The sequence below is a fragment of the Shewanella sp. 5_MG-2023 genome (assembly GCF_030547465.1).
Classification (GTDB): Bacteria; Pseudomonadota; Gammaproteobacteria; order Enterobacterales; family Shewanellaceae; genus Shewanella.
In genome coordinates this window covers 17,684-39,201 of record NZ_JAUORC010000005.1, presented here as the reverse complement: position 1 = coordinate 39,201, position 21,518 = coordinate 17,684, and the positions used below count along the sequence as shown (strand labels likewise).

At 43.1% G+C, this 21,518-nt stretch carries 15 protein-coding genes; 13 read left to right on the top strand and 2 right to left on the bottom strand.

The window, feature by feature from the left end; genetic code table 11:
• The 7 genes from Q4557_RS03830 (at position 1) to purF (ending at position 9,726) form a co-directional block, all read left to right on the top strand.
• A complete protein-coding gene (locus tag Q4557_RS03830; RefSeq protein WP_102437458.1) occupies positions 1 to 1,017 on the top strand; it encodes an aspartate-semialdehyde dehydrogenase in 1,017 nt (338 codons plus the stop codon).
• A 197-nt stretch (positions 1,018 to 1,214) separates the two neighbouring features.
• Positions 1,215 to 4,619 carry a FimV/HubP family polar landmark protein gene (locus tag Q4557_RS03825; protein WP_303410799.1) on the top strand — a complete coding sequence of 1,135 codons (3,405 nt, stop codon included), beginning with the start codon at positions 1,215 to 1,217 and terminating at the stop codon, positions 4,617 to 4,619.
• 143 nt (positions 4,620 to 4,762) lie between these two features.
• Positions 4,763 to 5,548, top strand: a complete 786-nt coding sequence (truA, locus tag Q4557_RS03820; protein ID WP_102437454.1) for a tRNA pseudouridine(38-40) synthase TruA — start codon at positions 4,763 to 4,765, stop codon at positions 5,546 to 5,548.
• 90 nt (positions 5,549 to 5,638) lie between these two features.
• A complete protein-coding gene (folC, locus tag Q4557_RS03815) occupies positions 5,639 to 6,940 on the top strand; it encodes a bifunctional tetrahydrofolate synthase/dihydrofolate synthase (protein WP_303410796.1) in 1,302 nt (433 codons plus the stop codon).
• Between the two features lie 4 nt (positions 6,941 to 6,944).
• Positions 6,945 to 7,571 (top strand): SPOR domain-containing protein, encoded by a 627-nt coding sequence (locus Q4557_RS03810; protein WP_102437449.1) that lies wholly within the window; start codon positions 6,945 to 6,947, stop codon positions 7,569 to 7,571.
• Positions 7,572 to 7,686: 115 nt separating this feature from the next.
• A complete protein-coding gene (locus Q4557_RS03805) occupies positions 7,687 to 8,175 on the top strand; it encodes a CvpA family protein (RefSeq protein ID WP_076537127.1) in 489 nt (162 codons plus the stop codon).
• Between the two features lie 39 nt (positions 8,176 to 8,214).
• Complete coding sequence (purF, locus tag Q4557_RS03800; RefSeq protein ID WP_102476956.1) at positions 8,215 to 9,726, top strand: amidophosphoribosyltransferase; 1,512 nt, start codon at positions 8,215 to 8,217, stop codon at positions 9,724 to 9,726.
• 171 nt (positions 9,727 to 9,897) lie between these two features.
• Here purF and Q4557_RS03795 read toward each other — a convergent pair whose 3' ends face one another.
• Positions 9,898 to 11,856, bottom strand: a complete 1,959-nt coding sequence (locus Q4557_RS03795; RefSeq protein ID WP_303410791.1) for a hypothetical protein — start codon at positions 11,854 to 11,856, stop codon at positions 9,898 to 9,900.
• Between the two features lie 403 nt (positions 11,857 to 12,259).
• Here Q4557_RS03795 and Q4557_RS03790 point away from each other — a divergent pair, with 403 nt between their 5' ends.
• Positions 12,260 to 14,245, top strand: coding sequence for a DNA topoisomerase III (locus Q4557_RS03790; RefSeq protein ID WP_303410789.1), 1,986 nt, complete (start codon positions 12,260 to 12,262; stop codon positions 14,243 to 14,245).
• A gap of 284 nt (positions 14,246 to 14,529) precedes the next feature.
• Here the strand turns inward: Q4557_RS03790 and Q4557_RS03785 are convergent, their stop codons facing one another.
• Entirely contained in the window at positions 14,530 to 15,828 is a 1,299-nt protein-coding gene (locus Q4557_RS03785; protein WP_303410787.1) for an alpha/beta fold hydrolase, read from the bottom strand.
• Between the two features lie 269 nt (positions 15,829 to 16,097).
• Here Q4557_RS03785 and Q4557_RS03780 point away from each other — a divergent pair, with 269 nt between their 5' ends.
• The 5 genes from Q4557_RS03780 to Q4557_RS03760 all read left to right on the top strand — a co-directional run bounded on the left by Q4557_RS03780 (position 16,098) and on the right by Q4557_RS03760 (position 21,477).
• The gene (locus Q4557_RS03780; protein WP_102437439.1) at positions 16,098 to 16,742 is read left to right on the top strand and encodes an MBL fold metallo-hydrolase; all 645 of its coding nucleotides are present in this window, start codon (positions 16,098 to 16,100) and stop codon (positions 16,740 to 16,742) included.
• Positions 16,743 to 17,087: 345 nt separating this feature from the next.
• On the top strand, positions 17,088 to 18,131 hold the full coding sequence (locus tag Q4557_RS03775) for an XdhC family protein (RefSeq protein ID WP_303410783.1): 1,044 nt from the start codon (positions 17,088 to 17,090) through the stop codon (positions 18,129 to 18,131).
• Complete coding sequence (locus Q4557_RS03770; RefSeq protein ID WP_303410781.1) at positions 18,131 to 18,763, top strand: nucleotidyltransferase family protein; 633 nt, start codon at positions 18,131 to 18,133, stop codon at positions 18,761 to 18,763. Before Q4557_RS03775 ends, Q4557_RS03770 begins: the two co-directional genes overlap by 1 nt.
• A 3-nt stretch (positions 18,764 to 18,766) precedes the next feature.
• A complete protein-coding gene (locus Q4557_RS03765; protein WP_303410779.1) occupies positions 18,767 to 19,231 on the top strand; it encodes a (2Fe-2S)-binding protein in 465 nt (154 codons plus the stop codon).
• Positions 19,232 to 19,233: 2 nt separating this feature from the next.
• Positions 19,234 to 21,477, top strand: a complete 2,244-nt coding sequence (locus Q4557_RS03760) for a molybdopterin cofactor-binding domain-containing protein (protein ID WP_102476965.1) — start codon at positions 19,234 to 19,236, stop codon at positions 21,475 to 21,477.
• Positions 21,478 to 21,518 lie beyond the last annotated feature (41 nt).

Here is a 21,518-nt window from a genome sequence, read left to right as displayed (position 1 = left end):
ATGTCACAGGAATTTAATGTTGTTGTTTTAGGTGCGTCGGGCGCAGTGGGTCAAACTATGATTGAGATCCTTGAAGAGCGAAACTTTCCGGTTGCAAACTTATACCCATTAGCCAGTAGCCGCAGTGCAGGTGAAACCGTTAGCTTTAATGGTAAACAAGTCGAAATTCTAGATGTGGATACGTTCGATTGGAGCACGGCTCAAATTGGATTCTTCTCCGCAGGTGGTGACGTCTCAGCTAAGTGGGCCCCGATTGCTGCAGAGCATGGCTGTGTGGTGATTGATAACACCTCACATTTTCGTTATGACATCGATGTGCCATTAGTGGTACCAGAAGTTAATCCGCAGGCCATCGCAGACTTCCGTAATCGTAATATCATTGCTAATCCTAACTGTTCAACCATTCAAATGTTAGTGGCGCTAAAGCCTATTTATGATGCATTTGGTATTTCACGTATTAACGTGGCAACTTACCAGTCTGTATCAGGTTCAGGTAAGCAAGCTATTGAAGAATTAGCGGGTCAGACGGCCAAACTACTTCAAGGTTTACCAGCTGAAAATAAAGTATACCCAAAGCAAATTGCTTTTAACGTATTACCGCAAATTGATGTGTTTATGGACAATGGTTACACCAAAGAAGAAATGAAAATGGTGTGGGAAACGCAAAAGATTTTTGGTGATCACGATATCGTGGTTAATCCAACAGCGGTGCGTGTTCCGGTTTTTTATGGTCACTCAGAAGCAGTGCACCTTGAAACTCGTCAACCTGTTGAAGCAGAAGAAGTAAAAGCCGTCCTACGTGATGCTGAAGGTATCGTGTTATTTGAAAATGATGAAGATTATCCAACGGTAGTGACAGACTCTGCAGGTACCGATCCAGTATTTGTTGGCCGTGTGAGAAAAGACATTTCTCATGATTACGGTATAAATTTATGGGTGACTGCCGATAACATCCGTAAAGGTGCTGCTTTAAACAGTGTTCAAATAGCCGAAGTCTTGATTAGAGATTATTATTAATACGATAATATCCCTATAAATAGAGCTATTTAGATTAAAAAGCCTGCAGCCTGCAGGCTTTTTTCATTTTAGCGTGGTTCACAGTAGCAGGGTAATTAAATCTGGTTTATAGTCTTATGAATACTAAAACTAATAAATACAATTGCCTAAAGCCAGTTGTCATGATGACAACCCCATAGCGCTCAAAGGAAAGATTGATGATTCTTCGTACTGCTTATTTTGTTGGCATAATGGCCTGTGCTTTGGCCGCTGTTTCTGCTTCTTCTACGGTTGAGCCTGTCCATGCTCAGACGCTAAAAATTACCGGCCCCAACGGCGAAGTCAATTCTATCGTTGCCCGTCAATATGGTCCTACAACTTCAGCCGACACTTTTTGGAGTATTGCGCAAAAGGTTAGGCCCAATCAAAGTATCACCATATACCAAGTGATGGCGGCACTTTTTGATGCTAATCCCCATGCCTTTAGCAGTGATAATTATAATTCTTTAGAGCGGGGGATGACGCTGTTGGTCCCTTCTGCAGATGTGATGGCGCAAATCCCCAAAGCGGATGCCAAGCTTCGGGCTGAAGATAATGATAAACGCTTCGCGAATGCCAATATAACGGTCAAAGCGCCGCAAAAGCCTGCGGTAAGTGCTGGGCAAACGAGCGCAACTTCAGCTCAAAAACCGTTAGCCATCGTAGCTGAAAAAACACTTAAAAATACAGTCGAGGTTAACCAACCTCTCATTGATGAGTTAACCGTTAAACTCGAGAACGCACAAAGTAAAAGTTTATCTTTAACCGATGAATTGGCGCGTTCAGAAGATATGTTAATGATTAAGGACGCTGACAACGCTGCCTTAAAAGCGAAGATAAAAGAGCTGTCTTTGCAGCTTTCTGTCTCACAAGAAGAGTTACAATTACTTTCTGAAAAGCACACTGAACTTGAAGCGGCCTACGCGCTATTGGTTGCTGAAAATGCTAAGCCAACAGTCATTGAGCAGCCAACTAACTTTTGGCGGTCAATTGCTGACAACATGATATTGCTTGCCGTTATCGCGGCATTACCGCTTATTATAATCTTTCTGATTATTTTCTGGCTGATGCGCCGTAAAAATGAGCAGGATGAAAGCATCAATGAAACACCTCAAGCTGCAGTGGCTGAATCATTAGCCGTTACGGATGATATTGACGATCTCAATGACTTAGCGATTCATTTAGATGAAGAAGACTCTACGGAAGATTTGCTTGATCTAGATATCACCAACGAAACGCAATTATCTTTAGATGGTGCTGATGATGTTGATATGTATATCGAAGATGAAAAGGCTAGCGAACAAATAGCTGAAGGCACCTCACTAGATGATTTGTGGTCTGAAGCCATGAATGAGCAAGAAGTCGAATTGGCGTCTATAGAACACGAAGGAGACTATTTTGAAAGCTTACTTGACGGTCTTGATGAATCAGCAGAAGTTAAACAAACAGACGAAGAAGATTTAGACAGTTTACTTGCAGACTTTGATTTACCAGCAGAGGATACTACTGAAGTTGCACCAGAACTAAGCCAAACAGATACCCAAGATGACATTGACAGCTTACTGGCAGATTTTGATTTACCGACGGATAATGCTGGTGAAGTTGCTGCAGAAGCTGAATCTGAAGTCGCACCAGAACCAAGCCAAACAGATGTTCAAGATGACATCGACAGCTTACTGGCTGATTTTGATTTACCGACGAATAATGCTGGTGAAGTTGCTGCTGAAGCTGAAGCTGAAGCTGAATCTGAAGTCGCACCAGAACTAAGCCAAACAGATACCCAAGATGACATCGACAGCTTACTGGCAGATTTTGATTTACCGACGGATAATGCTGGTGAAGTTGCTGCAGAAGCTGAATTTGAAGTCGCACCAGAACCAAGCCAAACAGATACCCAAGATGATATCGACAGCTTACTGGCAGATTTTGATTTACCGGCAGATGAAGCTATAACCGAAGCAGGCAGTGAAGCAGACGGTGAATTAGATAGCGGATCTTTACAGCAAACGCCAGAAACAGATACTCAAGATGACATCGACAGCTTACTAGCTGACTTTGATTTAGCGCCTGAATCATCAAATGTTGTCGATACACAGGCTGATGAATCTGCCAATAGCGCAGTTGATGATTCAGTTGATGATATTGACGCCTTACTTGCATCCATCGACGTTACTGATGATGTTGAAGGGGCAGAAGATTTTTCTGCCGAAATTGCAGCTGAATTAGAAAGCGATGTTGCCACCACATTAGATGACAGCGAGAATCTTGATGAGTTACTGGCAACAGTCGATCCTGAAAAAGAGTTTACTCCGCTAGCCACTTCAGATGTCGATGTCGAGCAGCAATTAGCTTCTGAGCTAGCCCAAATTGAATCAGAGCTTGAAATTGATAGCGACAATAGCGATCTTGACTCACTCATTTCAGATTTAGAAACACAAACCGAGTTACCTCAACAGACAGCAGAGCCTGAAGAGTCATTTACTGGGGCAGATGATTTCGCCGCGCAAATTGCCGCCGAGCTTGAGCAGGAACAAGGCGAGCACGAACACGCCACCACATCGGATGCCGATTTAGATGCCTTGCTTGCTGACATGAATAATGAGCCAGAAGCCAGCCTTGCAGATACAGATACGCGCCAAGCCGAGCCACTCACATTTGCCTCTGGTGATGATGTCACTCTTGGCCTAGATGATGATCAGCACGATGATCCCCTCGTTAACCAGTTATTAGCGGCTGAGAAATCAACAGAGTCTAATAACGATAGCAATACAGATGCCGACGATCTTGATGCGTTATTGGCAGACTTTGATGTCGATAAGCTCGCCGAGGATGATGAACCGCCATTATTTTCAATCGATGAGTTTTCGGAGGACGAAAGAGGCTCTGAAGCTGAATTTGATAACATGCTGGCAGGCCTGTCAGCACTTGATGATGACTTAGCTGAAACTGATGCAGCTCCAGACACAGTCGCTGATAAAGACACTGACACTGACCATGACAGCAAGCTTAACGAAAACCCTGAATTTGAGCCAAAAGAGTCAGGCTTTTTTGATGATCTAAAATCAAAAAAAGCTGAGCCGGCCAAATTAGATTGGGAGTCAGAATTATTTAAACAAGCCTGCAACCAAGATGATGTTGATAGTGCAGATGAAGTTAATAGTGCAGATGATGGCAGTTATTCTCTTACTGAAGATAATTTAACTGTTGATGAAGCCCTTGCAGCCCTTGACGCTGAAGAAAAGCAATCAACACCATCTGAAGAGACTCTTAATACCTTTGAACAAGAAAACGGTTTCATCGATATTGACGTATTATTAAATGATGCCGATGAAATAGTTGAAGTAAGCGATCAGTACAAAGATGTTGAAGTGGATATGGGCGAAGTTAATGCCCTTATTGGCAATGCGGAAATGATTGATGTTGATGACGAAGAAAATTCAGTTAATGCCAAATTAGATCTGGCCCGTGCCTACATTGAGATTGAAGATGAAGATGCTGCCAAAGCATTACTCACTGAAGTCAAAATTGACGGTAATGAACGCCAACAAAGTGAAGCCTCAAAACTACTGAATGATATAAGCTAATCATAAAGTACATAAAACGGCGCAGATAACTGCGCCGTTTTTGTATCAGGTATACAGACTCTGACAGTGGGTTGTGCTTTTGCATTACATCTTCAGTTAATTTGTTATAAAATGCGCGCACTTAAAATTAGAGGGTTTAATCAATGCGTGTGGCCTTAGGCGTCGAATACGATGGTAGTCAATATTTTGGTTGGCAAAGACAGAAAGAAGTTGATTCTGTGCAAGCGCAAATCGAAGCGGCGTTATCATCAATTGCCAATGAACCGATTGAAATTATCTGTGCGGGACGTACAGATTCTGGGGTACATGGAACAGGTCAAGTCATACATTTTGATACTCAAGCTAATCGAGCGATGTCAGCGTGGACATTAGGCGTTAATGCCAAGCTACCTGATAATATTGCAATCCGCTGGGCGAAAGAAGTGGATGAGACTTTCCATGCTCGCTTTTCAGCGACTGCACGTCGATATCGTTATATTATCAATAACAGTGAATTTAGACCGGGTATTTTAAATAAGGGTTTAACCCATTATCACTACCCACTGGATCACAATTTGATGCACCAAGGCGCGCAATTGTTTGTTGGTGAACATGACTTTACCAGCTTCAGAGCATTACAGTGCCAAGCCCATAGCCCGGTAAGAACCATTGAATTTGTTAATGTCACTCGTCAAGGAACATTCATTATTATCGATATTAAAGCCAATGCATTTTTGCATCATATGGTGCGTAATATTGTTGGCACCTTACTTGAAATCGGCCAGTCACATCAAAAAATTGAGTGGGTTAATGAACTTCTAGCATTAAAAGATAGAAAATTTGCCGCGCCGACATCAAAGCCCAATGGCTTATATCTGGTGGATGTGACTTACCCAGAGCACTACAACTTACCTAAGCCGCCAATGGGGCCGCTATTTATGCAAGATTAGACACTTAGCTGCTACTGATCGCTAAATAGTCGCATTTTTACTGTTTACGAAACAACAATGTGAGCATGGGACAAATTCAAAAGGGATACAATGAAGACAGATAATGACACGCAATTAACCGTTAAGCCTGCAAAAGACGCAAGCTTGTCCCAATGGTTAGATTATTTATTATCGATTCACCCCACTGAAATAGATATGGGCTTAACCCGAGTAACGGCCGTTGCTGAGCGTTTAAGTCTATTGTCCTTAGCTGACTCTAAAGTGATTACCGTTGCCGGAACCAATGGCAAAGGTACCACTTGCGCCATGCTTGAGGCGGTATTTTTGCAAGCCGGTAAAACGGTTGGGGTTTATAGCTCGCCGCACTTAGTTAACTTTAACGAGCGCGTAAGGCTTAATCATATTGACGTGACAGATGCGCAAATTATTGAAGCCTTTAGTGTCATTGAACATGCCCGCTCTGAGATCTCATTAAGCTTTTTTGAATTTGCCACCTTAACAGGATTATATATTTTCAAGCTGGCTAAACCTGAGATTATTTTACTGGAAGTGGGCTTAGGTGGTCGTTTAGATGCAACCAATATTATTGATGCCGATGTCAGTGTCATTACCTCGATTGATATTGATCATCAAGAGTATCTAGGTGATACCAGAGATCTAGTCGGCCGTGAAAAGGCAGGAGTATTTAGAACTGAGTGTTTAGCGGTGATTGGCGAACCTGATTGCCCTAATTCCATAACCGAATATGCCCAAGCGATTAATGCGTATGCTTATAGTGTTAATAAAGACTTTAGCTATGTTATTGCAAATGACACTAGCACAGATAACCGCTCAACTTGGCACTATAGCAGTGCTAATCGCAGCATAGAGGCTATACCATTACCGAGATTACCTTTAGCCAATGCCGCCACTGCCATTGCTGTTATTGAGCAGGCTTTCCCACAACTCAGTGATAACGATATTAAACAGGGCATTGCCAATGCCAGTTTGTCAGGCCGCTTTGAGCAAGTACTAGAACAACCAAAAGTGTGGGTTGATGTAGCACATAATCCCCATGCTGCGAAATACCTTGCTACGCAACTGCAAGGCTTTAAGCCTGCGCGCATTATTGCCTTATGCGGTATGTTAAAAGGTAAAGATGCCGCTGCAGTTTTAAAGGAGCTTGAAGACAGTATTGATGAATGGAACTTTGTATCATTACCGGTTGATCGCGGAAATGATGCTAAAACATTAGCCAAGGAGTTAAATACAAGCTTGTCTGCATCACAATTTGACTCAATGGATTTGGCTTGGCGCAGTATTAAGTCAAATATAAATGCAGATGATGTAGTAATTGTTTTTGGCTCATTTTACACTGTGGCAGCGTTTAGTGAATTATTAAAAAAGGGATAAAGATTTGTCTGGTCAATTTCAAAACCGTTTAGTTGGCACCATAGTGATCGTTGCTCTTGGGGTTATATTTTTACCTGATTTATTAGACGGTAAAAAGCAGCGCCAAGTTGAAGAGTTTACAGAAATTCCTTTACGCCCAGTGATTACTGAGCAAGCAAGCGATCAAATTGGCGAGGGTTACACTCCTGAAACCTTTGAAGTTGAAGAGATTGCAGCAACCCAAGATTTAGCTCAAGTTTCAGAAAAAACCAGCACTACACCAGCGACTAAAACTGACAGTGGAACAAAGTCAGTCACAAGCGCCAACACCGCAACCGCATTAACAGCAGTAACCTCAAAGCCTGAAACTGTTAAATCAGCCATAAAACAAGCTCAGCCCATCAAAGCGGGATTTACCTTGCAGTTGGGTGGTTTTAATAACGCTAAAAATGTTGAAGGCTTAGTTCAAAAGCTGCGCACTAATGGTTTTACCGCTTATACATTACCGACTAAACCGATTGATGGTTCTTTAACAAAAGTGTTTGTCGGCCCTGAACTCTCAGCAGATAAACTGAAAAGTTATCAACAAAAAATACAGAAAATAACCGGTCTTCAAGGCAAGATTGTGCAATACAATCCCCTAGAAAACTAACTATTCATCATTGTTTTTTTCAGCGCACAGTCAATTTATTCTGCTAGAGGTGTGAAACTTTTCAGTCTCTGTTAGAATCGCGCCGTCTTAACATCTATACCGGATCCCTCTCTCAATGGTTTGGATTGATTACGCTATTCTCATTATCATCGGCCTATCAACTGTTATCAGTTTGATACGTGGATTTGCCAAAGAAGCCATGTCGCTAGTGGTATGGTTCGCTGCTTTCTTTGTTGCTAGCCAATTTTATCAAGATCTCGCTGTTCACCTAACGCAGATGAATGACGAAATGCTTAGAAATGGCGTTGCAATTGCTATTTTATTTATCGCTACTCTCATTCTTGGTGCCTTAGTTAATTACATATTAGGCCAACTGGTGTCAAAAACCGGCTTGTCAGGCACAGACCGCGTATTAGGTTTGTGCTTTGGCGCGCTTCGCGGGGCGTTAATCGTCAGCGCAATATTATTTTTTCTGGATGCGTTTACCGGTGCTTCAAGTCAAGACTGGTGGACGGATTCAGAGCTTGTACCCCAATTTGGTGTGGTTATTCAGTGGTTTTTTGACTATCTGGAAAATACCTCCAGCTTTGTACCCAAAATATAAATATAAATATAAAACATCTTACAATGAGGAAGCTTACCCATGTGTGGTATCGTCGGAATAGTTGGTCTGTCATCGGTTAATCAAACCATTTATGATGCGTTGACCGTGCTTCAGCACCGTGGTCAAGATGCTGCAGGCATCGTGACCGTGGACAAAAATGCATTTCGTTTACGTAAGGCTAATGGACTCGTTAAAGACGTATTTGAAATCAAACACATGCAACGCCTTCAAGGTAATGCAGGTATTGGACACGTACGTTATCCAACAGCAGGCAGCTCGAGTGCCTCTGAAGCACAACCATTCTATGTTAACTCTCCATTTGGTATTTCCTTAGCCCATAACGGTAACTTGACGAATACAGTTGAGCTTGCTGAAGGACTGATCAAAAAGCGCCGTCATGTAAATACCACCTCAGATTCTGAAGTGTTATTAAACTTGCTTGCTGATGAGCTGCAAGAAACCCGCAGCTTAACCTTAAGCGCTGATGAAGTTTTTGATGCAATAGCGAAAGTTCATGCACAAACTCGCGGTGCTTATGCTGCTGCGGCGATGATTATTGGCCAAGGCTTAGTGGCATTTCGTGACCCATTTGGGATCCGTCCTTTAGTACTTGGTAAGAACGAAACCCCAACAGGTACCGAATACATGGTCGCCTCTGAATCAGTGGCACTTGATGCAGTTGGCTTTGAAGTGATGCGCGACGTTGCGCCAGGCGAAGCAGTTTATATTTCACTTGATGGTCAACTATTTACTCGCCAATGTGCGGTTGAGCCAAGCTATGCACCTTGTATTTTTGAATTCGTCTATTTCGCTCGTCCAGACTCGAGTATTGATAAAGTGTCTGTCTATGCCAGCCGTGTAAACATGGGGGCTAAATTAGGCGCAAAAATTCAAAAGGAATGGGAAGATTATGATATTGACGTGGTGATCCCAATTCCTGAAACCTCGTGTGATATCGCCCTAGAAATTGCTCGTGGAATGGACCTGCCATATCGCCAAGGTTTTGTTAAAAACCGCTATATTGGCCGTACTTTTATTATGCCGGGTCAGCAAGAGCGTAAGAAATCTGTTCGCCGTAAGCTAAACGCGATTAAAACTGAATTTACTGGTAAGAACGTATTGTTAGTTGACGACTCAATTGTTCGTGGTACCACCTCTGAGCAAATCATTGAAATGGCTCGTGAAGCTGGGGCTAAGAAAGTGTATTTTGCTTCAGCAGCACCTGAAATTCGCTTCCCGAATGTCTACGGTATTGATATGCCAACCACCAATGAGTTGATTGCTCATGGCCGTGATGCTGATGAAATCGCTAAAATCATCGGCGCTGATGGGATTATCTTCCAAGACTTATCAGACTTGGTTGAAGCCGTTGGAATGGAAAATCCAGAAATTAAGCGCTTTGAAACCTCAGTATTTGATGGTCATTACATCACTAACGATGTTGACCAGGCGTACTTGGATCACCTGACTCAACTGCGAAATGATGATGCCAAAGCCAATAATAAAGACATTGGTACTAACTTAGAAATGCATAACGTTTGTCATCCTTAAACGATACTTTCTAAGTAACTGATTAAAGCCAGCTAGCCGCTGGCTTTTTTGTTTTTCTTTTCCTTCAGTAATCGAAACTAGTACTACAGATAAAAAAATGCCTGAATCACTTCAGGCATTTTGCTCGGTTTATTGATGATGAATCAATCTCAGATTATTAATATAAAAATATTAGTAATTATGAGCTTCAGCTAGTCTTGCAGGGGAATGACATACAGAACATGATTCAGTGATAGGTGCAGGGTCAAATACGGCAAAGTCGCCACTTTCACCCGTGTGCATATCAGCTTCTGGAGTGATAGCCACATTGAAATCACCACCTTGTTGTATCATGTGATTTTTCGCAGCATCACCTGTATGACAAGTGGCACAGTTAGCAGAAATCGCCGTGATACCGTAAACACTGCTCTCATCCATACCGTTTAACACAACCGCTGGTGCTACATCTTCAAGGTCAATCATACCAGTGTGACAAGCTTGACAGTCTACCGGCATGTTTCTGTCGGTTGTTGGCATGTCATTTAGACCTCGGTCTTGCTTGTATGCTCCAAAGTGCATGTTGTGAACAAATGGTCCCCACGCCATCGCGTAGTCTCCTATGGTTCCATCATCCTGTGTTTTACCTGGAGCCCAGTTATAAGCAGAGTGACACTGAGTACAAGCATCACCACCTAAATCAAAACCACCTCGAGCAGAACCATGTCCATCCAAGCCCTCAGTGTGACAAGTTAGACACTTCATGCCATCAGAGCTAGTACGACGGACATCTTTGATGTTCGATACCGAGATAGGGGCATTAGCAGGGTATCCCCAACGGTGAGTATAGCTAATACGACCATCTACACCACCGACTAATACTTCACCTTCAACATAGGGTAATGCGTGGGTAATGATATAGGTTACTTCACCGTTTTCACCAGCAATAGGCGCTGTTTTTGCTCGAGCAACATGACCTTCATCGCGACCAGGAAGCATCGCTTCGCCGTTTCTCATCACAGTTGCCCAACCATTAGGGCTAGCGTCAGTGAGTGCGTTAATGTCAACAACTTTACCTTCACTGTCAGTGGCTTTAGTTGTTACTTCGATGGTCGCTTTATCTTCGCTACGAACAACAGATATAATTTCAAAGTTATAACGGTTTAATGCTTCATCACGATTTGCACCGTTTTCATGTTCATGTTGGAACGAATTGTGACAGGTTGCACAATCAAGGTCAGTAAAGTTACTGTGATTAACAGTTAAATCTTTATCTGCATCTTGTAAATCAGCATGACAGGTTGCACAGCCATTGAGTGACGCAGTAAATACCACATCGTCAACGTGACAAGTTGAACAACGGTATTTATCCATTGAATAACTTGTACTTAATGAAGCATGGCCAGAAGCCTGTATCACACCATCATCGTCATATTTATAACCATGACCCAGCATTGCCATGGTGTTTTCAGCCCAGCCGCCATCTTTTTGTTCAGTTTGAGTGTGACAAACTAGACATGCTTCAACAATAATAACTTCTTGGTCATTGTCGATTGCATGGTGATGTTGATGCCAACCCCAAGTTGCGTTGCCAGTAGCATCTTCAAATTCACCGTGACAGGCGACACATTTAGCATCGTCAGTGGTGCTAACTTGTGCATAAGAATCGTTTTTGGTAAACATCACGCGTTTAGTACGTGGCATACCATTTTCGCCATTACCTGGTCGAATATAGCCAGTACCAATTGATTCAGATGTCGCAGCTTCATGTGGCATAGAAAGGTTATAAATACCCTCACCAGCGTGAGTTAGCGTACCCGGTGCGTTATCATCACCCGCAACCCAAGTCACATCAACAGTGTCAGCAAGTAAACCTGCTTCATTTTTGATGGTTGACATTAACTGGACTTTATCTAAATCTTCTACTGGAACCCCATCTTGGTTCTCCACCGAAAATTCAACATTCACGACACCCTCGGCATATTGCCATTCCATGACTTTTGCTACTGCTGATGTGGTCACTACTGGTGGCACCCAAGGTGCACCAGGTTCGCCAGGTAGGCCATCGTTTCCATCTTTACCATCATTACAAGCACTCATCCCCAGTGCAGTAGCCACAAGTAAAGCAACACGACATTTGCTCATTAATTTCATCTCATACTCCAAAATGTTTTTCTTACCTCTTAATGGGTAATTGGAGCGTAATGTAAAGATTGCTTGGCAACTGTTGACTAGGTCACAAACTAGGGGTATTACTAGTTTAATTGTTTATATTCAATAGTTTGAATATAAACCTCCTAGCTGAACATTCTGAATTAAAGCTTAATCTCCCGATGTGTTTTTGCATTAAGATCACAAATTAAAGTAAATTTTTATTGGTTGTTTTTGGTTAAGTTTAGCGCCTTAAAAGCGTGTTTTTTGATGCTTTAGCCTAGTATTTTGAGTGGCAGATTATCTTTCTAAGAAACCTGCCATTGCATTAACAGTTGCACTTATTTTTGCTATTCGCTAAATTACACTGTAATTTCATACAGTGTTTTAAAAGTCTAATAAATCTATGATGCTCTATATTGCTGAAAAACCCAGTCTAGGCCGTGCTATTGCCGATGTATTACCAAAGCCTCATAAAAAAGGTGATGGTTTTATCATGAGCGCCAATGGGGATTGCGTGTCTTGGTGTATAGGGCATTTGTTAGAGCAAGCAGAACCAGATGTCTATGATCCCGCTTTTAAATCATGGCAATTAGCCCATTTACCCATAGTTCCGAGTAAATGGCAGTTAAAACCTAAAACTAATACCCGCTCACAGTTGAGCATCTTAAAAAAGCTCATCAAACAAGCATCGAGTTTAGTTAATGCTGGCGATCCTGATAGAGAAGGGCAGCTGCTGGTGGATGAAGTCATTTCCTATGCAGGTGTAAAGGCCGACAAGATTGCTCAAACCCAGCGTTTACTTATTAGCGATCTTAACCCTTCGGCGGTAAAACGCGCCTTAGGGCAATTGCGCACTAATAAAGAGTTTGTCCCCTTATCTACCTCAGCCTTAGCCCGCAGCCGCGCAGATTGGCTATATGGCATGAATATGACCCGCGCTTATACCATTCAAGGCAAAAAAGTAGGTTATCAGGGAGTATTGTCTGTTGGCCGCGTACAAACACCGGTACTGGGGTTAGTGGTAAGGCGAGATGAAGACATTGCCAATTTTCAGCCCAAAGCTTTTTATGAAGTATTGGCGCATTTACTGACCGATAACCAAGAAGGCTTTTCGGCTAAGTGGAAACCCAGTGAAGCATGTCAGCCATATATGGATGAAGAGGGGCGAGTGCTCGCCAAAGGCTTAGCTGAAAATGTGGTGGGACGGATAACTAACAAGCCAGCTGAAGTGACCAAGCTTGAATCAAAAAATAAGCGTCAGAACCCCCCATTGCCTTATAGTTTATCCAGCCTGCAAATAGATGCGGCCAAGCGTTTTGGCATGAGCGCTAAAGAGGTGCTTGATACCTGTCAGAGTCTATATGAAAGGCATAAATTAATTACGTATCCGCGCTCAGATAGTCGCTATTTACCTGCTGAGCAACATGGCCTTGCACCCCAAGTTATTCGCGCAGTATTAAGTAATGATGCCGGTTTAACCGCTAAAGCAGATAAACCTAATGCCAAGCTTAAGTCCAAAGCCTGGAATGACAGTAAAGTTGATGCTCACCACGCGATAATTCCCACTGAAAAAACCACTAATTTGGCAAACTTATCAGCCAAAGAGTCGCAGTTATATTCTCATATTGCACGGCAGTATTTAGCCCAGTTTTACCCCGTCTATATTTATGATGAAACCCAAGTTGAAGTGACCATTGCGGGTGGCTTATTTACCACTAAAGCTAAGCAAGAGTTATCGTTAGGTTGGAAATGTTTGTTTGCGAAAATGCAGGGTAAAGATAATGCAGATGGTAGTGATGACGAAAATTTAGCGACCTTACCGCCACTGAAAAAAGGTCAACAACTCCATTGTGAGCGTGGCGAATTGCTTGAAAAAACCACTCAAGCGCCAAAACATTTTACAGATGCGACCCTGCTTGGCGCCATGACGGGTATCAATCGCTATGTCACTAACCCTGAAGTGAAGAAGATCCTAAAAGACACCGATGGCTTGGGCACCGAGGCAACCCGAGCAGGCATTATTGAATTACTGTTTAATCGCGGTTACTTATTAAGGCAGGGTAAATCAATCATTGCCACCCCAGTTGGCGTTGGTTTGATCCATTCATTACCAGAAACAGCCACCACACCGGATATGACTGCGCTGTGGGAAAGTAGCCTTGATGCCATAAGTCAAAAGCAGCTTAGGTATGATGCCTTTATGGAGCCATTGTTAGCGCAATTACAGCAACTGATTGAGCAAGCTTCAAATCAATTACCTACAGCTCTTGAGGGGATTAAAGGGCCTGGCTATAAAAAACGCCGCTCCAGTAGTGGCTATAAACGCAAAGGTGCAGCAAGCAAAACCTCTACGGCTAAAACTTCCCGTAAGCGCAGCTCGAGTAAATAAGCCGATAAAAGAGAGTTTGTATGAATAAATCATGGGATACAGGTATTGCATCGCTCGCACTCGATTGTTCTTAAAGGGAATAGCGGAATTTCAGGCAAAAAAAATGAGTAAACCGAATCAGGGTTTACTCATAAAAATTCACTAGTTCACAACATAAAGGGCGGAACAGGTTAGATTATGGCCGAACTTACTTAACTGAAAATTAATTTAATCTGTCGACGTGCTGTGGAGTGTGATCGACTTCAATATTAATCAATTTAAAACTGAACATTAAATTACATTTGTTATCGAATGCTATCCTTTCGGCTCAATGAAATGAGTTTATCTAAAATATGCTCACCATCCATACGAATGCCATTATGCTCATATTCTGATGTTAGCCAATAGCTGAGGTTATTCACTAGCTGCGCAGTTTCAAGGCTGTAATTCATATCAACATACATATCTTCACTGTAAATAGCCGCAGTGACCGGGACGGTGTTTTGCAGTAACACGTCCACATCGTATAAATTGCTCCAATCTGATTTTTGCGCAATTAATTCAGCCACCTCTTTGAGAGGCTTTAACTGATTAAATTGTTCAAAGAACCATGGATAAATCATTTCGCCAGTAAACAGTAAGCGCTGCCCTTGTTGATAATTGAATTTAGGGAACTGCTCTCTGACTCTATGGGCTGACCAATTAGCCCCTTGTTGATGAAACTGCTGGCAATAGATCGATTCATGCAATAACGCGAAAATTGGGTTGGTGTTGTAATCCAAAAATTGACTAAATTGATGCAAAAATAGCGGGTTTATTGTGCGACCTTGGGCAGTATCGATCATGGCTTGCTCAAGTAAGTAATAGAGGGCTTCAGGGCCTTGCTCCATACCTATATTAACCCCGAGCAGCTGTAGCATCTCAACGGTGAGTTTTTCGCCTGTGGCAAGGTAAACGTCATTATCAGCAATATAGTCAGCCAGTTCTGCTGTTAATGACTCAGCATCTTTGAAACGATGATAAAATTCAGCGTTTTTGGCAAGTACCCGTTTATAGGTTGCTTGATAGACGTCATCTGCTTGACGGGTTAATGATGGAATACCACCTGTGATAAAGGCTTCAGTTAGTGCTTGTGGCGCTGCGCTTAAATAGCGTAAAACACAAAAGCCGCCAAAACTTTGGCCTAAAATACTCCATGGCTGATTATTTGCTAATTGAGCTCTAATTACTTCAGCATCTCGAACAATGTTATCGGCTCTAAAGTGGCACACATAATCGGCTTGTTCTTGCGCGGTTAAATGCGCCAGTGTGGCGCTATTTAGTAAGCTTGAAAGACCGGTGCCGCGCTGATCAAGCAACAGCACTCGATATTCTTTTAGGGCGCGTTTTATCCAGCCACTATTCTCAACAGGGCGCACTGCACCAAAGCCCGGTCCACCTTGAAAATACACTAAATAGGGTAAGGATAAATCTTGGTTTTCTGTACTGACGATTTCCCGAACAAAAATTGATAATTGCTCACCTTCGGGCTGCTGATAATCTAATGGAACGCTAAAAAAGTGTTTTGTGGAAACGATCCCAGAAAGAATACTGTCAATTTGCATGGTGTGCCTGTGAAAATAGGATTCAGAAAGGTAGTATTGTATGAAGGTTAGTCCTTGGTCACAATGAAAATATGATGCTAATTAAATGAAGTGGTGATGTTAAATTATTCATTTGTTTGGGCAGCGATGCAAGCTCAGTAAAAATGCTTGTGTTCAAACCAACTAATTGGTTTTATTTTTTGATTCTTATAGATAGATCAAACATTTTATTAAGCTTTAACGCATAATAACTTGGTCGCGATAATTTTCTCAATTTGAGGATAGAAGTAATGAAGTACCAAATCATTCCAGTCACCCCGTTTCAACAAAATTGTAGTGTTATTTGGTGTGAAAAAACCAAACTGGCAGCCGTTGTCGATCCCGGTGGTGACATTGAACGTATTATTACTGAAGTTAATAAGTTAGGTCTGAGCTTAGAAAAAATCTTATTAACCCATGGTCATATTGATCATGTTGGCGGCGCGAAAACACTGGCTAATCAGCTTAATATTCCTATCATTGGCCCACATATCGCTGACCAATTTTGGCTACAAGGGCTAGCAAAGCAAAGCCAGAACTTTGGTTTTGCGCATGTTGACTCGTTTGAGCCTAGCCAATATTTAAATGAAGGCGATGAAGTGACCATTGGCGAAGAGCGTTTATCGGTGGTGCATTGTCCCGGTCATACTCCAGGACATGTGGTGTTTCACTCTAATAAATCAAACCTTGCATGGGTTGGTGATGTGCTATTTAGAAGCTCCATTGGCCGCACTGATTTTCCGCAATCGGACCATCAACAACTTATCCATTCTATTACTCAAAAATTATGGCCTCTAGGGGAAAAAGTCAGCTTCATTCCAGGTCATGGCCCTATGTCGACTTTTGAAGAAGAGCGTCAGCATAATCCATTTGTTGCTGATCAATTATTGGGCTAGGCTCAAGCATATTTTTCAGCTGCTGGCTATATTTTGCGGTGGCTTACGCAGCAAGCTAGCACTTACTGTAATGTAAAATACAGTGTTAGCCCAATTGGCATAAACCGTTACATTTTATCTTACACCAGCTTCACATCCCTTAAACCAGCGAGTAGCCTGACTTGCTGGTTCACACATAGTTACACTTGCCCTTAAATCGATACCGTTAAGTCTTTGGTGAATGCCATAAGGCTTTGCATTGTTTAGCGGCTTTGCTAGCTTATAGTCACTTAAAGCACTTATGCTGCTTTGATTAATTACTGCTGAGCGGTGTTTTCATATCAATCAGCATGCTGGCAGGGACTCATGGCACATCATTTATTATCATTGTTAGACACTTGGGCTGAAAAACCGCAACAAGACTGGACTTTAGCAGTCATCACTTCTGTTGAAGGTTCTTCATACCGCAAACCTGGCGCCATTATGTTGTTTGACCCTTTGGGGAAAACCTTAGGCATGTTAAGTGGTGGCTGCTTGGAAGCAGACTTACGTCGTCACGCACAAAAGTCCATACAAACCCAGCAAGTTCAGCAATTAACCTATGACGCCACTGATGAAAATGACACCAGTTACCAACTAGGTTGTGGTGGTTTGGTCAACATTATGATGGTGCCGCTATTAGGTGATAATCATTACCTCGGCTTAGCCGAGTTACATCACCAGCTGACGCTAGGTAAAAAAGGCTCGTACCAATTATCGATAGTTGAGCATCATAGCTATGCTGGCCAAGTCGTAGGTAAGTTCGTTGCTGATGACATAGCTTACAAGCAAACTGCAGCAGACATTATTACTGGTATTGTTACTGACGTGAGTTCTGACAATAACCTCAACTTGTTACGTATCCCAGTCAGAAGCCCATTTCATTTAGGGGTGTTTGGTGGCGGGTTGGATGCACAGCCTTTGGTGGCTATGGCGCAGCAGCTTGACTGGCAAGTCAGCGTATTTGATAGTCGCTCTGCGTATGCAAGAGGCTATGATTTTCCAGATGCTAAGATTTGTAAAAAACCACTAACGCAGATAGATTTGTTAGAAATACAACACCTTGATGCGGCCGTAGTTATGAATCATAACTTGGATATGGACGCTGCAGCATTAAGCCTATTGCAAGGAACAAACCTCGCTTATATCGCGCTTTTAGGGCCAACTCATCGAAGAGATAAGGTGTTGCAAAAATGTCAGCTTTCAACTGATGATTTTAGTGGCTTTTTCTCAGCCCCTGCAGGGCTGGCATTAGGCGGAGAGCTACCAAGTTCTGTGGCCTTAAGTATCTTGTCTCAATGCCACGGGGTATTACATCACGGACTTAAGCGGCAAGGTGAGTTAAGTAATCTTGATAAGGTCATGCTTTGATGAATTTATTTTCTACTCCCCCTAATGTGGTCTCCGTGATGTTAGCCGCAGGGGGTAGTACTCGCTTTAATGGGGCAAAACTTGCCGCAACGTTAAGCGCTGATAATAACGCGCAAAGCCTAATTCAACAGAGTTATGCAATATTGAGTAAGGCGACAACCGAGTTAGATCTATCGCCACCAGTTTTGGTACTTGGCGGCCATAAAGACCTACTTAGTCCATTACTCGCCAATGACATTGAGATATTAACCAATCAAAACTGGCAATCAGGTTTGGCAAGTTCAGTGGCTATGGCGGCAAGTTATGCCCAATCACAACAGGCTGATGTATTACTACTGACATTAGCAGATCAAGTTGCCATCTCTCATTCAGATTATTTAAGCCTGTATGGGCTTTTTTGCCAATTTGGTAAAACCACTGCGGCTTATTACCAGCAAAGCCCCGGTGTACCAGCCATCTTTCTCGCCAGTGACTTTGAAGCATTACAGCAACTTGAAGGCGACAGTGGTGCGAAAAAAATATTAACACGACATTTAGAACAGCAACAATTGACTGTTTTGCCATTAGCGCAAGCGGCAATTGATATTGATACTCAAACCGATCTCAAGCAGTGGTTGGTCAACAAGGAGTAAGTTATGACACAACAAACACAAACGTTGCAGGTAAATGGCAAAAATTTTAGCCTTGATGCCGACCCGAATATGCCCATTTTATGGGCGCTGCGCGATATCTTAGGCTTAACTGGGACTAAGTTTGGTTGCGGCGCTGGCTTATGCGGCGCTTGCACTATTCACCTTGATGGCAAACCGGTTAGAGGCTGCCTGACCAGTATTAAGCAAGCAGCAGGTAAGCAAATTACCACCATTGAAGGCCTTGAAGCTGACAAGTTAAAAGCGGCTTGGGTTGAACATAACGTACCGCAATGCGGTTATTGCCAAGCAGGGCAGTTAATGTCTGCAGCGGCATTATTAACCACGACAGCCAATCCAACAGAAGCACAAATTGATCAAGCGATGACCGGTAATATTTGTCGTTGCGGCACCTATCCACGTATTAAGGCAGCTATTTTTACTGCTGCTAACAGCAAAGCGGGGGCGTAATTATGACTACCTTTACCGCCGTAGAAAATATGAGTCGCCGTGGGGTGTTGAAGTTATTTGGCGCCGTAGGAGGTGGTTTAGCCCTTGGAGCATCTGGGCTTGCTTGGAGCCCAATGGCCATGGCAGAAGGCAAACAAGCGCAGCTAAACTTGTTTATTGCCATTGGTGAAGACAATAAAGTGTATTTGACCTGTCACCGCTCTGAAATGGGTCAAGGGATCAGAACGGGTATTCCTCAAGTATTAGCAGATGAGTTAGAAGCTGACTGGGAACAAATCGTCGTCGTGCAAGGTCTCGCTAACGAAGAGTTTGGCAGTCAAAATACCGATGGCAGTCGCAGTATACGTAAGCATTATCAGCGAATGCGTCAAATGGGTGCTACTGCCCGAGTCATGCTTGAGCAAGCTGCTGCGAATGAGTGGAAAGTACCGCCATCGCAAGTGTATGCCAAGGCGGGTAAAGTCCATGATAAGTCCTCCTCAAAGTCGTTAAGTTTTGGCGATTTAGCGCTTGCAGCAAGTGTATTAACTACGCCAGCACTTGATAGTGTGACTTTAAAGCCTGCGTCAAAATTTACCCACATTGGTAAATCTCCCGCAATTGTTGATATGGACGACATGATCAGCGGTAAAGCGGTGTTTGGTTATGATATTAAGGTTGAAGGCATGGTTTACGCCTCAATCACTCGCCCGCCAGTTTTAGGCAGCGATGTTGCCTCAATTGATGACAGTGCAGCAAGGGCGGTTGCAGGAGTGCTAGATGTTATTCAAATTCCTATTGCTAAAGGCGCGCCGTTATTTCAAGCCCTTGGCGGGGTAGCTGTTATTGCGAGTAACACCTGGAGCGCAATTCAAGGTCGAAAAGCATTAAAAGTAACTTGGACCGAATCAGCTAATAGCCGTTATGACTCTGATGCAGATTTAGCTCAGCTAGTGACTCGGGTTGGCCAACCTGGACAAGTTATTCGCCAATTGGGTGACAGTGTTACTGATTGGAATAAAGATAATAGCTTATCAGCGGTGTACACAGTGCCGTATCTCACCCATGCGATGATGGAGCCACCTGTAGCGGTCGCTTCAGTAACCAAAGAAGGTTGCGAGCTGTGGGCATCAACTCAAACGCCCCAAAGCACTCAGAAAAATGTTGCCGGCACTTTAGGGCTTAAAGACGAGCAAGTTAAAGTCAATGTCACCCTACTTGGTGGTGGTTTTGGACGTAAATCTAAGCCCGATTTTAGTGTAGAAGCGGCGATATTATCCAAGCAACTGAATAAGCCAGTAAAAGTCAGCTGGAGCCGTGAAGATGAAATTCAAAATGGCTATTACCATGCAATTAGCGCTCAGTATTATCAAGCTAAGTTAGATAACAACCAAGCGCCACAAGCATTACTGGCTCGCAGTGGTTTCCCGTCTATTAGTTCAACCTTTGCTGAAGGCGTTGATATGCCATCGGCTGGCGAATTGGACCTGGGCTTTTCCGATATGCCGTTTAATTTACCTCAAATTCAATTAGAGTCAGTGAAAGCCACGGCTCACTCTCGTATCGGTTGGATGCGCTCTGTGTGTAATATTCAACACGGTTTTGGGATCGGTAGCTTTGTCGATGAACTGGCGGTCAATGCAGGTAAACCTTGCATTGCAATGTGGCGTGAGCTGCTCGGTACGCCACGCTATGAAAAGCTTGAGAACCAAATCGTCAAATACGGTAACTATGGTGAAACCTTAGATGATTTTCCCATCGATATTGGTCGTTTTCTTGGTGTTATCGATGCGGTAGAAAAAGCGATGGCGAAACACCCTAAAGTCAAAGACGGTCAAGGCTGGGGTTTTGCAGTACATCGTAGCTTTGTCAGCTACGTGGCGGTTGCGACATTAGTTGAAGTTAACGGCGATAACCTCAAGGTTTTAAAGAGTATCGCCGCCATTGATGCGGGTACAGTGGTTAACCCTGATAGAGCGCACTCGCAAACAGAAGGTGCGGTTATATTTGGTTTAAGCCTCGCGATGATGGGCGAGATTAGCTACAAAGACGGTAAAGTGGAGCAATCAAACTTCCATAACTATCGGTTATTACGAATGGGGCAATCACCTGAAATTGAAACCATTGTCGTGGCATCAAGCGCAAAACCCGCTGGTGTGGGTGAGCCCGGTGTGCCGCCTGTGGCGCCAAGTTTAACCAATGCGATTTTTGCTGCTACCGGTAAGCGCTATCGTGATTTACCACTGAATAAAGTGTTAAAAATGTAACTTTAGCCAGCAAGTTTAAACGCCCAAATTGGTGATAGAAT

Bases quoted from the DNA above. Each gene is read 5' to 3' on its own strand.
- Q4557_RS03830 (WP_102437458.1), top strand. From the start codon at position 1: ATGTCACAGGAATTTAATGTTGTTGTTTTAGGTGCGTCGGGCGCAGTG.
- Q4557_RS03825 (WP_303410799.1), top strand. From the start codon at position 1,215: ATGATTCTTCGTACTGCTTATTTTGTTGGCATAATGGCCTGTGCTTTG.
- truA (WP_102437454.1), top strand. From the start codon at position 4,763: ATGCGTGTGGCCTTAGGCGTCGAATACGATGGTAGTCAATATTTTGGT.
- folC (WP_303410796.1), top strand. From the start codon at position 5,639: ATGAAGACAGATAATGACACGCAATTAACCGTTAAGCCTGCAAAAGAC.
- Q4557_RS03805 (WP_076537127.1), top strand. From the start codon at position 7,687: ATGGTTTGGATTGATTACGCTATTCTCATTATCATCGGCCTATCAACT.
- purF (WP_102476956.1), top strand. From the start codon at position 8,215: ATGTGTGGTATCGTCGGAATAGTTGGTCTGTCATCGGTTAATCAAACC.
- Q4557_RS03795 (WP_303410791.1), bottom strand. From the start codon at position 11,856: ATGAAATTAATGAGCAAATGTCGTGTTGCTTTACTTGTGGCTACTGCA.
- Q4557_RS03790 (WP_303410789.1), top strand. From the start codon at position 12,260: ATGATGCTCTATATTGCTGAAAAACCCAGTCTAGGCCGTGCTATTGCC.
- Q4557_RS03785 (WP_303410787.1), bottom strand. From the start codon at position 15,828: ATGCAAATTGACAGTATTCTTTCTGGGATCGTTTCCACAAAACACTTT.
- Q4557_RS03780 (WP_102437439.1), top strand. From the start codon at position 16,098: ATGAAGTACCAAATCATTCCAGTCACCCCGTTTCAACAAAATTGTAGT.
- Q4557_RS03775 (WP_303410783.1), top strand. From the start codon at position 17,088: ATGGCACATCATTTATTATCATTGTTAGACACTTGGGCTGAAAAACCG.
- Q4557_RS03770 (WP_303410781.1), top strand. From the start codon at position 18,131: ATGAATTTATTTTCTACTCCCCCTAATGTGGTCTCCGTGATGTTAGCC.
- Q4557_RS03765 (WP_303410779.1), top strand. From the start codon at position 18,767: ATGACACAACAAACACAAACGTTGCAGGTAAATGGCAAAAATTTTAGC.
- Q4557_RS03760 (WP_102476965.1), top strand. From the start codon at position 19,234: ATGACTACCTTTACCGCCGTAGAAAATATGAGTCGCCGTGGGGTGTTG.